Source organism: Constrictibacter sp. MBR-5 (assembly GCF_040549485.1).
Taxonomy (GTDB): Bacteria; Pseudomonadota; Alphaproteobacteria; order JAJUGE01; family JAJUGE01; genus Constrictibacter.
Genome location: NZ_JBEPTK010000003.1, coordinates 617,476 through 629,497 on the forward strand (window position 1 = coordinate 617,476; position 12,022 = coordinate 629,497).

General features: G+C 66.2%; 13 protein-coding genes. All 13 read right to left on the reverse strand.

Going from position 1 to position 12,022, the window contains the following annotated elements; genetic code table 11:
- Positions 1 to 9 precede the first annotated feature (9 nt).
- The gene (locus ABIE65_RS09890) at positions 10 to 705 is read right to left on the reverse strand and encodes a CBS domain-containing protein (RefSeq protein WP_253964551.1); all 696 of its coding nucleotides are present in this window, start codon (positions 703 to 705) and stop codon (positions 10 to 12) included.
- Entirely contained in the window at positions 705 to 1,760 is a 1,056-nt protein-coding gene (locus tag ABIE65_RS09895; protein ID WP_354077401.1) for a type II glyceraldehyde-3-phosphate dehydrogenase, read from the reverse strand. Before ABIE65_RS09895 ends, ABIE65_RS09890 begins: the two co-directional genes overlap by 1 nt.
- 61 nt (positions 1,761 to 1,821) lie before the next feature.
- On the reverse strand, positions 1,822 to 3,000 hold the full coding sequence (locus tag ABIE65_RS09900) for a class I SAM-dependent methyltransferase (protein ID WP_502918520.1): 1,179 nt from the start codon (positions 2,998 to 3,000) through the stop codon (positions 1,822 to 1,824).
- Positions 3,001 to 3,158: 158 nt separating this feature from the next.
- The gene (locus ABIE65_RS09905; RefSeq protein WP_354077429.1) at positions 3,159 to 3,440 is read right to left on the reverse strand and encodes a YHS domain-containing protein; all 282 of its coding nucleotides are present in this window, start codon (positions 3,438 to 3,440) and stop codon (positions 3,159 to 3,161) included.
- Positions 3,441 to 3,677: 237 nt separating this feature from the next.
- A complete protein-coding gene (ftsH, locus tag ABIE65_RS09910; protein WP_354077403.1) occupies positions 3,678 to 5,579 on the reverse strand; it encodes an ATP-dependent zinc metalloprotease FtsH in 1,902 nt (633 codons plus the stop codon).
- 9 nt (positions 5,580 to 5,588) lie between these two features.
- Complete coding sequence (locus tag ABIE65_RS09915) at positions 5,589 to 5,858, reverse strand: hypothetical protein (RefSeq protein WP_354077404.1); 270 nt, start codon at positions 5,856 to 5,858, stop codon at positions 5,589 to 5,591.
- Complete coding sequence (locus ABIE65_RS09920; protein ID WP_354077405.1) at positions 5,855 to 6,586, reverse strand: DUF2238 domain-containing protein; 732 nt, start codon at positions 6,584 to 6,586, stop codon at positions 5,855 to 5,857. The genes ABIE65_RS09915 and ABIE65_RS09920 overlap by 4 nt, the downstream gene beginning before the upstream one ends.
- Complete coding sequence (locus ABIE65_RS09925) at positions 6,583 to 7,239, reverse strand: methyltransferase family protein (RefSeq protein ID WP_354077406.1); 657 nt, start codon at positions 7,237 to 7,239, stop codon at positions 6,583 to 6,585. The genes ABIE65_RS09920 and ABIE65_RS09925 overlap by 4 nt, the downstream gene beginning before the upstream one ends.
- A 23-nt stretch (positions 7,240 to 7,262) precedes the next feature.
- A complete protein-coding gene (locus ABIE65_RS09930) occupies positions 7,263 to 7,526 on the reverse strand; it encodes a DUF2933 domain-containing protein (protein WP_253964556.1) in 264 nt (87 codons plus the stop codon).
- Between the two features lie 66 nt (positions 7,527 to 7,592).
- Entirely contained in the window at positions 7,593 to 9,947 is a 2,355-nt protein-coding gene (locus tag ABIE65_RS09935; protein ID WP_354077407.1) for a heavy metal translocating P-type ATPase, read from the reverse strand.
- A gap of 386 nt (positions 9,948 to 10,333) precedes the next feature.
- Complete coding sequence (locus ABIE65_RS09940) at positions 10,334 to 10,993, reverse strand: RNA polymerase sigma factor (RefSeq protein WP_354077408.1); 660 nt, start codon at positions 10,991 to 10,993, stop codon at positions 10,334 to 10,336.
- Between the two features lie 265 nt (positions 10,994 to 11,258).
- Positions 11,259 to 11,381 carry a hypothetical protein gene (locus tag ABIE65_RS09945; protein WP_256477839.1) on the reverse strand — a complete coding sequence of 41 codons (123 nt, stop codon included), beginning with the start codon at positions 11,379 to 11,381 and terminating at the stop codon, positions 11,259 to 11,261.
- The gene (locus ABIE65_RS09950; RefSeq protein ID WP_354077410.1) at positions 11,381 to 11,944 is read right to left on the reverse strand and encodes a TVP38/TMEM64 family protein; all 564 of its coding nucleotides are present in this window, start codon (positions 11,942 to 11,944) and stop codon (positions 11,381 to 11,383) included. The genes ABIE65_RS09945 and ABIE65_RS09950 overlap by 1 nt, the downstream gene beginning before the upstream one ends.
- Positions 11,945 to 12,022: the final 78 nt, after the last annotated feature.

Here is a 12,022-nt window from a genome sequence, read left to right on the forward strand (position 1 = left end):
CCGGTTCTCTCATTCCCATCCATACGCTGGAACGCTACTGACGTTCAGCTCCACGCCCTTCACGCCGGGCACGTTCTCGGCAGCGACTCGAAGTGCTTCGCCCTGTTCCTGCGAATCCACGAATCCCCAGATCTGGACGACGCCCTGCACGACGATGACGCTTACGCCGTAGGTCGGCGCCCAGTCGGCCGCCTGTATTTCTTCGAGGATCTGCTTTCGGATCGTCTCGTCCTCGACGGACGCGATGTCGGCCGGAGCATGGCGTTGCGCCGCAAGGCCGCGCAGCAGGTCGGCGCGGCTGACGATACCGACGACCTTTCCGTTGCGCAGGACCGGCACGCGCTTGATCCGCTTGGTCTCCAGGAGATGGGCGACGTCGCCCGCCGGCATGTCCTCCGTGACGGTGACCACGTCGCGGGTCATGACGTCGGCGGCGGAGCGGCCATGCGTCTTCACGTAGTCCGCCGCGTTCTCGCCGGATCCCGCGAAAAGCCGCAGCCACCAGGAGCCGTGCCGATGGCTGCCGTCTTCCGCGCGACGCAGGAAGTCGCCTTCGCTCACCATCCCGACCAGCCTGCCGGCGCTATCGATCACCGGTACGGCGCTGACGTGCCGTTCGAGTAGAAGCCGCGCCACGTCCGACACGCCGGTCTCCGGCGCGACCGAGACGACGGGCGTCGTCATGATGTCCTTCGTCTGCATCATCATCGTCCTCCCAGCGCATCGACGACCGCGCCGATCCCCAGGGCGGCGTTCGTCTTGGCAATAGATTCGTGAGGATCGCGCACCTGCCCGACCAGAGCCCGGATCGCATCCACCGTCTCGGGAATGACGATCGCCTGGTTGTCGACCATGTAGCCGTAGAAGAGCTCGTCGTCTTGCACCTTCAGCATGTCGGCCCAGAGCGCCACCTCGTAGAGGTTGTCGTGCGGGCGGCCGAGATCGGCCATCAGCTCCTTGACCGCGTTGATCGCCGTCAGCCCGTCCGCCATGCGGATCAGCGCGATGCGCGGCGACGCGCGGAAGGCGTCCAGCACCTCCTCCTTGTCGGCTGGCCGCGTCAGCTGCACCGCCCAGTAGTGCAGGTGCGCCAGCGTCTCCGGCACCTTCACGGCCATGGTGATGACGTCGAGGTCGGGATCGACGCTCTGGGCGTCGGGCCCCTGGTGGCTCGGGATCTCGGGCTCGGGCACCAGCGTGTTCATGATGCCGCCCAGATGGCTCTCCCATGGGTCGGTGGCGCGGCGCAGCAGCGTGCCGCGCGCCCGGCGCAGCAGCCCGGCATGCTTCAGCGCCGTGAGGGTGCGCACGATCGAAGTGGTGTTGCAGGAGACGACGCGCGTGCTGTCCCGGCCCAGCGCGCTCTCATAGCTGGCCTCGGCGACGAAGGAGTGGCCAGTCACTTCGTGCTTTTCACCACCCTGGACGATGAACTTCATGCCCTTCTGGCGGTAGAGCTCGACGTTCTTCGCCGCCACGCGCTTCGGCGTGCAATCGACGACCACATCCGAAGCGCCGAGAAGGTCGTCGAGGGTGCCGGCGACATCCAGCCCGGCATCGCGCATCGCCTGTGCTTGCTCGCTCGCGGCGCCGTAGAGCCGGAAGCCCTTCTGCGTCACCATTCGCGCCCGCCAGTCGGCACTGATGTCCGACACGCCGGCCAGCTCCATGTCCTCCTGTTGGGCCACTGCATCGGCGACGCGCTTGCCGATCACGCCGTAGCCGTTGACGGCGACGCGGGTCTTGCTGCTTGTGTTCATGTCTTTCTCCTCAGGTGAGCGTGGAAACTCTTCGTTGGCTCCGGGGCATTCGGGGCGGTCCTCATGCCGGGACGTCCTCCGCCATGACGTCCCGGCGCTCCCGGTCGGCGATGTAGTCGCGCGTCAGTGGCACTGCGTCGCGTCGGCGCACGAGCTGGAGCTGGAACACCATCATCGGGCCGTTGCGGAACGCGGCCTCGCAGACCGCCAGGTAGAACTCCCACATGCGACAGAAGCGCTCGTCGTAGATGGCTTGCGCGCGGTCGCGGTTGGCCTGGAAGCGCTCGAGCCAGTGCCGCAGCGTCTCCGCATAATGCAGCCGCAGGATCTCGATGTCGGTGACCCAAAGTCCCGAGCGCTCGACGGCCGCCAGGACCTCCGACAGCGCAGGGCAATAGCCGCCCGGAAAGATGTACTTGCGCAGCCAAGGATCGGTGGAGCCGGGCGGATCGGCCCGTCCGATCGCATGCACGAGGGCGATGCCGTCCGGGTTCAGGCGGTTGCGCAGCGTGTCGAAATAGGTGCGGTAGTGCGCCACCCCGACATGCTCGAACATGCCGACGGAGACGATCCGGTCATAGCTTCCCTGCTCCTCCCGGTAATCACGCAGGGCAAAGCGCACATGGGAGGACAGGCCCGCGGCGACTGCACGCTCGTTCGCGACGGAGAGCTGCTCCTGCGACAGCGTGAGACCGGTGACGTCCACCCTAGCCGTCTGCGCCATCTCCAGTGCGAGCCCGCCCCAGCCCGAGCCGACGTCCAGCACGCGCATGCCGGGCTCGAGCAGGAGCTTCGCCATGATGTGGCGCTTCTTTTTCTCCTGCGCTTCCTCGAGCGTCTCGGCGCCGGTGTGGAAATAGGCACATGAATACTGACGGTCGCGGTCGAGGAACAGATCGTAGAGCGCGCCCGACAGATCATAGTGATGCGCGATGTTGGCGCGCGCCCGCCCGAGGCGATTGTCCTGCTGAAGCCTGCGCAGCATGCGATCGAGCTCGCCCCGAACCGCGCCGATCGGATGCCGGCCGAGGGCTTCGAGATTGCTGGTGCAAAGGTGGAGGAGGTCTCGCAGCGTCCCTTGCTCGATCGTAATCGTACCATCCATGTAGGCTTCGCCCAGGGCCAGCGACGGGCGAAGAAGGATACGCATCGGCAACAGCGGATCGTGAAGTCTGACCGAGACGTCTGGACCGCTTTCGCCAGGGCCAAAGGGGTGGACCCGGCCGGCCGCATCGATCACCGTCAACCGGCCGGTCCGGATAACCTCGGTAAGAAGTCGAGAGAGGAAGGGCAAGGGAGAGCAGGCGGCTCCCTCGGGATACGCGGCCGGAAGATCTGTCTGGGGCTGAGTGGCCATTTTTTTTCACTTCCGCGGACCTGATTGTGTCTTCCGCGCGATCACTGCGCAGGTCGAGATGGCTTCCCGGCTTCGCCATGGGGTGGGGCTCGCTCATAACGCGACGCGGCATAGCGGTCTGGCGCGGCCAGGAATGCGGCGCGGCAAGCGGCGGAGCAGAAGAAATATGCCCAGCCGCGATGCTCGACCGGCTCGGCCTCTCCGAGATCAACTGTCTTCCCGCAGGCCGGATCTGTTACCTCCATTCCGTGACCTCCTCTCTGAGGAACCATGCCTTTGCCAGCGATGCCGGTTTGCCCGGCAACGAACGCGCACCGGAGCATCAGCACCCACGAAGACGTTCTTCGCACCTGCCCGTAGTGAACAGGCGTCGTTATCCTGAAAAGACGCGGAAGCTTCGAAGTCCTTACAGCGGAACCTCGCGCAGATTCGGTGCCGTCCTTCTGGTCGCTCGTGAAGCGCTTCCGCGGCCCCGGAGTCCCCCTTCATGCTCAAGGCAGGCGGAAGCTTACCCGTGCCTCTGCAGGTTTCGCTTCCGGCTCACTCTGGACCCGGTGTCATCATCCGCGCTGGACAGCAGTGGCGGCGGCCAGGCCGACGCCCGGCGGGGCGGCAGTCCAGCCGCCCGCATCGCGGGCGACAGATCGGTCGATCGTCTCAAGGTCTTCGGACGAAAGCGTTTCCTGGTTCAACAGGTTCTGCGCCGCACGACCAAGCAGGTCGCGGTTCGTCGAAAGGATCGACACGGCGCGCAGGAACGCCGTCTCCACCAGTTCGCGCACGGCGGCATCGATCCCCGAGGCCGTTTCCTCGCCGTAGCGCCGCGGCTGCCAGCTCGCTCCGCCCGGCCCGCCGAGAAAGGGCGCGGCGTCCGTCTCGTACGCGACCTGCCCCAGTTTCGGGTCCATGCCGAACCGCGCCACCATGCTCCGCGCGATCTCGGTGGCCTTGACGAGGTCGTCGGCCGCCCCCGTCGAGACTTCGTCGTAGACGAGGCTCTCCGCTGCTCGCCCGCCGAGGAGGACGGCCATGCGGTTCATCAACTCCTTCCGGTCCATCAGAAAGCGGTCCTCGAGCGGACGCTGGATGGTGTAGCCGAGCGCCGCGACGCCGCGCGGGATAATCGACACCTTCTGCACCGGATCGACGCCCGGCAGAGCCATCGCGACCAGGGCATGCCCCATCTCGTGATGGGCGACGACGTCCCGCTCGTGCGGGTTCAGAAGGCGGTTCTTCTTCTCGAGGCCGGCGACGATGCGCTCGATCGCCAACGTGAAGTCCTCGAAGCCGATGCTCTCGGCATTGCGGCGCGTCGCCAGCAGCGCCGCCTCGTTGACCAGATTCGCAAGGTCGGCGCCGGTGAAGCCCGGCGTGAGCGCCGCCAGGTCCTCGACCGGCAGGTCCGGCGCCAGCTTCACCTTTTCCAGGTGGACCCTCAGGATCGCGACGCGGCCCTGCTTGTCCGGCCGGTCGACGAGCACCTGGCGATCGAAGCGGCCGGCGCGCAGCAAGGCCGGATCGAGCACCTCCGGGCGGTTCGTCGCCGCCAGCAGGACGGTGCCGACGCTCGGGTCGAAGCCGTCCATCTCAGTGAGGAGTTGGTTGAGCGTCTGCTCCTTCTCGTCGTGGCCGCCACCCGGCAGCATCGCGCCGCGGGCGCGCCCGAGCGCGTCGAGCTCGTCGATGAAGATGATGGCCGGAGCCTGCTTGCGCGCCTGCTCGAACAGGTCGCGGACGCGGGCGGCGCCGACGCCGACGAACATTTCGACGAACTCGGAGCCCGAGATCGAGAAGAAGCGCACGCCGGCTTCGCCCGCCACCGCCCGCGCGAGCAGGGTCTTGCCGGTCCCCGGCGGTCCCACGAGCAGCACCCCCTTCGGCATGCGCGCGCCGAGCCGGCCGTAGCCCAGGGGGTCCTTGAGGAAGGCGACGATCTCCCGCAGCTCGTCCTTCGCTTCGTCTACACCGGCCACGTCGGCGAAAGTCACCTTGGTGTCCTTCTCGACATACACCTTGGCCTTGGACTTGCCGATGGCCATCAGACCGCCCCCTTGCCCCATCGCCATCGGCCGAACCAGGAACATCCAGAGCAGGAGGAAGAGGAGCATCGGCATGAGCCAGCTCGCGACGCTCTGTAGAAGGCCGGGACCGGGCTCGCCGGAGAAGGTGATCCCCTTGCTGGCGAGGGAATCCGCCAGATCCTTAGGCACGCGCTCCACCGCGAAATGCTGCGGCTGGCCCTCCTGCGCTTCGGCCTGGCCCACCGGCGCCGTATAGGTGCCGGTGATCCGGTCCGGGCCTATGACGAGGTCGGTGACCTTGCCCTCGTCAACGAGCTGCTGGAACTCGTTGTAGGGGATCGTCTCGATGTGAGTCGGCTGGAACAGCAGTTGCTGGATCCAGATCACCGCGAGGGTGGCGGCGATGACGTACCAGAAACTGATCTGATGCTCGCGTTTCATGGACCGGTTTCACCAATGCTGTGTGCCGGCGCGCGATGCGCTGCCGGCGAGAACGGATAGTGTCGGAATAACAGCTGGAACCTCAGCCATGTAGCGGCGGTGGCCGTCACCGAACGCGGCCAGCGCCGCGCGCCCCGCCGCCGAAGCGGCGGGGAATCCTCCGAAAGCGATCATCTCCTCCAGTTCTCCCGCGCCCGGCAGGGTCGATCCCTGGCTTCGGCCGCAGTTGGCCGCGTGGCGTAGCTCGCATCCCCGGATGGTGCTCTCCTTCGCCCTCATGCGGAGCCGATCCGTTCCGCGAAGCGGTTCCAGCGCGCGAGGCTGCGCTTCGAACGCCGCATGTAAAGGGCGCCGAAAAGGCCGCCGAGAAGGCCGCCCAGCCCGTCCACGATCAGATCCCACATGGTATCATCGAGCGCCTCCATCACAGGCGATCCCTGCGAACCGGCGCCCAGGGTGGCGTCCGCCCCGAATTCGGCGATCTCCCAGAGCGCCCCCGCGCCGAGGGTCAGCAGGAAGATCGCAGTGAGGTTCAGGACGAAGCCAGTCCGTATTCGACAGGTCATTCTCAGCGCATAGATCGCCAGGAACGAGATGATCGCCAGCAGGCCAGAGTTTCCGAAGTGGATCAGCTTGTCATAAAACGGCAGCGTTCCGTAGAGATCGAGAAATCGGCCAAGCGTCATGTCGGTGACCAGCCACCAGAGGACGAACAGTTCGATCTCGACGGGGATGCTCAGCCTGCTCGAGCGCGCGAGGAAGGAAGGCGCGAGGATGAGCGCGAGCGCGCCGAAACAGAGAAGCCCATAGAGAACCGCACCCTCCAGAAGGTGGAAGGCGCCCGTCGCCAGGATGAGGGCGCGCAGCAGCCAGGCGAGCCGGATCTCCCACGGCGCGGCTACGCCCGGCTCGTCGCGTTCGGCCTCCGCCGGGCCGGAACCGTGCCGCGGCGCCGCCTCCGTCTCCCGACGAGGCCCCGATGCGTGCGCAAGGCCGCGGAGGCTCACGACGGCCTCCGCGCCGACAGTCGGCCCAGCCTCGGGATGAACCCGGGCACGTCGGCCATGTAGCGGCGGTAGTCCTCACCCAACTCGGCCAGCGCCGCCCGCTCCTCGCCCTTCGCCAGGCGCACATACATGAAGACGAGCACCGGGAACATCGCGAGCGTCAGCAGCGTCGGCCATTGCAGCAGGAAGCCGAACATAACGAGGATGAAGCCGACATATTGCGGGTGGCGCACATAGGCATAGGCGCCGGTTGTCGCGAGCGTGCGGCGGCGCTGCGCATCATAGAGCACCTTCCAGCCGGCCGAGATCAGCACGAAGCCGCCGCCGATGAAAGCAAAGCTCAGCAGGTGGAACGGACCGAAATGCGGGTTGGCCTCCCAGCCGAACAGCATCTCGAGGAGATGCCCGGCATCGTGCGATAGCCAGTCCACGCCAGGATAGTTGCTCTGCAACCAGCCCGAGAGCAGGTAGATGGTCAGCGGGAAGCCGTACATCTCCGTGAACAGCGCCACCAGGAAAGCGCTGAATGCGCCGAAGGAGCGCCAGTCGCGGCCCGTCCTCGGCTTGAAGAAGCTGAAGGCAAAGAGGATGAAGATCGCCGAGTTCAATACGACCAGGAACCAGAGGCCGTAGGCGGGGGCGCTTTCGGTCATCGCAATACGTCCGTTCCGTAGGTTCAGTGGCGATGGTCGCCGGGTTCCCGGCCGCCTCCCGGCGGAGGGCCGTTTTCGTCGCTGCCAGACCCGTGACCCCCATGACCCCCATGCATGAAGAAATGCATGCCAATGCAGAGACCGAGGAGGAGCAGCAGCGGCCCGACACCGATAAGGTGCGCCCAGTGTTCGGAGACGAGGTAGAAGCCGCCCACGGCGAGGAAGACCAGCAGGACCATGTTTGCGCGCGAGGCGAAGAATCCGCGCCGGTTCTCTCCATGATCCATGCTATCCTCCCACGCTGCCCGCAGCGTCGCTGCGCAATCTGAAGATCGTCGCCCCGTCCCGGCAGCTCATCCGACCGCCTCCGCAGGGCGGGCACTTACCGCCGCGTCGGGCCCGCCGCGATCAATGCCCTCCAATCGCGTGCGCTTGAGTAGCAGGGCGTTGACCGCGACCAGCGCCGAGCTGCCCGACATGGCGAGCGCCGCGACCTCGGGGCTGACGACGAGGGGATAGAACACACCGGCGGCCATCGGAAAGGCGACGACGTTGTAGGCGACCGCCCAAAACAGGTTCTGATGCATCTTGCGCAAGGTCGCGCGCGACAGCTCGATCGCGCCGACGATGTCGTAGGGGTCGCTCCTCATCAGCACGACGTCGGCGCTCTCCATCGCGACGTCGGTGCCGGCGCCGATGGCGAAGCCGACGTCCGCCTGGGTCAGCGCCGGCGCGTCGTTCACGCCGTCGCCGACCATGCCGACCCGCTTGCCCTGGGCCTGCAGCTCCTTGACTTTGTCGGCCTTCTGGCCCGGCAGTACGTCGGCGAGCACGATCTCGATGCCGAGCTCTGACGCGATACGCTTGGCGGTGCCCTCATTGTCGCCGGTCAGCATCGCCACTTCGACGCCGCGCTCACGCAGCTTGGTGACCGCCGCCTTGGCGCTCGGGCGTGGCGCGTCGGCGATGGCGACGAGGCCGAGGATGCGGCCGCCGCGGGCGACATGCACCACCGTGCGACCGGCGCCCTTGAGCCGCTCCGCTTCCTCCGCGAGCGCGCCGAGCTCGATCTTCTCTTCATTCATGAGCCGGCGGTTGCCGAGGAACACCGTCTCGCCTTCAATCTCGGCTCGCGCGCCCTTGCCCTCCAGATTGAGGAAGGCGCGCGTCTCCGGCACGTCGAACCCCTCGGCCCGCTCTACGATCGCCAAAGCGAGCGGGTGGTCGGAGCCGCGCTCGACCGCTGCCGCCGTCCACAGAACCTCGTCCTCCGTCCGGCCTGCGGCCGCGACGACCTCGACGACGCGCGGTTGGCCCATGGTCAGCGTGCCGGTCTTGTCGAAGACGATGACATCGAGCTTGGTCGCGTCCTCGAGTGCGCCTGCGTTCTTGAACAGGATGCCGTGCGTGGCGCCGAGCCCGGTGCCGACCATGACGGCCATCGGTGTCGCCAGCCCGAGCGCGTCCGGGCAGGCGATGACGAAGACGGTGATCGTCAGGGTGAGGGCGAACAGCAACGGCGAGCCGATCCACCAGAACCAGACCGCGAAGGTCGCGAGTCCGATCAGGATGGCGATCAGCACCAGCCATTGCGAGGCCCGGTCGGCGAGGAGCTGCGCCGGCGCCTTGGAGTTTTGTGCCTCCTGCACCAGCTTCACGATCTGAGCCAGCGCAGTGTCTGCGCCGACCTTGGTCGCGCGGTAGCGGAAGCTGCCGCTCTTGTTGATGGTGGCGCCGATGACCTGGTCGCCCGGCCCCTTGTTCACCGGCATCGACTCGCCGGTCAGCATGGATTCATCGACCAGCGATTCCCCCTCGACCACTTCCCCGTCGACCGGAATCTTGTTGCCGGGCCGGATGATCACGGTCTCGCCGGCTTCCACCTCGGCGGTCGGCACCTCGATCTCGCGCCCGTCCCGCACCACGGTCGCCATCGGCGGAGCGAGATCGAGCAGCGCCCGGATCGCCGCCGAGGCGCCGGCGCGCGCCCGCATCTCCAGCCAGTGGCCGAGCAGGATGAAGACGAGCAGCACCGCCACCGCCTCATAGAACTGCACGCCCGGGAAGAAGAATGTGGAGCCGACGCTGAAGACGTAGCCGGTGCCGACCGACAGCACGACCAGCACCGCCATGTTGAGAACCCCGTTCCTGAGCGCCCGCCAGGCGGCGGTGAAGAACGGCCAGCTCGGATAGACGATCGCAATGCTGCCGAGAAAGAACAGCCACAGATCGAGGTTCAATCCGAAGGGTGGCGCCGGCGGGGTGAACATCCCGCCCATCGGCGAATAGATGAAGATCGGGATCGTGAAGGCCAGCGCGATCCAGAAACGGTTGCGCATGTCGCGCACCATGTCGGCCATGTCCATGCCCGACCCATGGCCCATCTCGTGCGCCATCTCGTCCTGCGCCGGCGTTCCTCCGCCGTGGCCCCGGTGGCTCGTCGGCGCGGGCCTCACCTCCGCTGGCGCCGCCGGCTCGCACACATGCCGCGGCGTCACGCTCCCGCGGCAGCGAAAGCCGCAAGAGTTCACCTTGCGCCGCAGCCTCTCGACGCTCGTGATTGTCTCGTCGTAATCGACGGTGACGCTGCCGGAGGCAGGGTTCGCCGAGGCCCGACGAACACCCTTCTCGGCGCTCAACTGCTTCTCGACGCCGAGATGATCGAGCTCTTCGAAGAGGCCGCCCACCTCAAGTGTTACCGTGCTCAACACCAACCTCCCAGGACCCGCGGCTCATGATGCATCGTAGATCGACAGGCGCCGCGACGAGCGGCACCTGTCTTCTGCCTGATCCCTGGATCTCAGCTGCCGCAGCAGCAGCCCTTCGACTTGCCTTGCGCCGCCTCTCGCGTCTTCGCCCGCTGGTCCGCCGAAGACTGTTCGGGTGCGGCCGAGGGCATTGCAGTCGAGGGCTTTGCCGAGTGGGCTGGCGAGGGCTCTCCATGACCGCAGCAGGAACCCTCGGCCCGAGTCGCCGAATCGACGTTCGAAACCTTTGTATCTTTGTGCATCGCCATCATCCTTTCACATGCGTCCGCGCCTCGATCGCGGCCGGACCGCCCTTCAATCCTAAAGACGCGACGACGTACCCGGCATTACAGTTCATTGTTGTCCGTCAGCCTCTCGCGGCGCCGTCGTGCACGTTCGGCCTCTTCGCAGCGGCAGTCGAGGAAGCCGTGGATCGGGCAGGTCAGGCACATCTCCTCCAGCCGCTTCTTCAGCGCCTGGCGGCCGCGATGGAGCCTTACCGTGACGTTGTTCAAGGTGACGCCGAGGCTCGCCGCGACCCGGTCCCGCGGCTCTCCCAACAGGTCCACGCGCCAGATCACCTCGGCGTAGTCCGGCTTGAGCGTGGGCAGGAGCTTGTAGAGACAGTTGCACACCGCCTCGTCGAGTTCCTCGTCAGCCTCGATCTCCAAAGCTTCAATGTCATTCGGATGCATCACCGCCTCCCGCTGCCGCCGCCTGGTGGAGCGACGCTGATGGTCGACGATGGTCGTGGCGAGGATCCGGCTCAGCCAGCCACGGACCGACCGCACGTCACGCAACTGGGTCGATCGCTCGATTGCCCGCAGCATGAATGCCTGCAAGACGTCCTCTGCGGCTTCGGAGCTGCCCAGTCGCCGTTGCAGAAAGTTCAGGATCTGCCGACGGCTCTCCACGAGCGCCCGACGCACGGCAGCATCAGCCGCCTTATTTGCCGCGTCGCGGTCATCGTCGGCGCTTAAGCGGTCGTCCGGATCGTCGCCAGTCATCGTCCACCTCCTATCCTTCAGACGCCCAGCCTACGAACGCCTTACACCGGTGGCGTCGCTTCGAAGCGGCGAGCTTCGATGCTCGGCTTCTGTGGCCGCAACAATGTCGGAGTAGGAGGTGTAAGGCACGCCCGCACGGAGCATGCGGAACGGCTGGGAGCAAGAAGAGGAAGATGCCGCCGCTCTGGACAGGCTCGCAGGGCATGAACGGAACTGCGAGCGGATGGAGGGAGCGGCATCGCCCACGAGGAGTGAAAGGCCGTAGCTACCTCTTCGACATCAGGTACTTTGCGAAAGCGGCAATGCCGAGGACCACGAACAGCAGGATCAGTATCCAGACCAGCCCCATGGCGCCCATGCCCCACATTCCCTCGTATCCTTCCATCATCATGTCTCTCCTTTTTGCGAGCTTTCCTGTGGCCGAGTACGGCTGGCGGTCTCCCGCGCTGTAACGTCTGTCACCTGTCCGGCGCTCAACAAGCGCTTCAACGCCGATCGGCAGCGCGCCGAGATAACTTTCCATCCGACGGGCAGCAGCGTGATGAACCCGAGCACCAAGACGGTGATGCCGGCACGCCGCCAGTCGCCGGAGGCGATCTCGTCGCCGAAATGCGCCAGCAGAAAGCTCGCTGGAATAATGCCGAGGAAGGTCGCGACGGCGAAGCGCCAGGTTCTGAGCGGCGTCAGACCGGCGGCGTAGCTGATGATGTCGAAGGACAGAAACGGCATCAGTCGCGTCGCGAATACGACGGCCATCAAGGTGTTTTGCGACGCTCCGAAACGGTGCAGCGTGCTTGTGGGCAGTCGTGCGCCGAGCCATGCCCTGAGTGCGTCATACCCGATGAGGCGGGAAATGCCGAAGGCGATCAGCGCGCCCGCTTCGGAACCAACGGCGACATAGAGCGCTCCCCAGAAATGCCCGTAGGCAGCGCCGTGTGTTTCGGCGTGCAAGTTTGACCCCCTTGGCGGGGGTATCGGCGTTCAAAAATGACCCCCTGCTGGTGACGTTGATCAGACTGCCCACCGGCC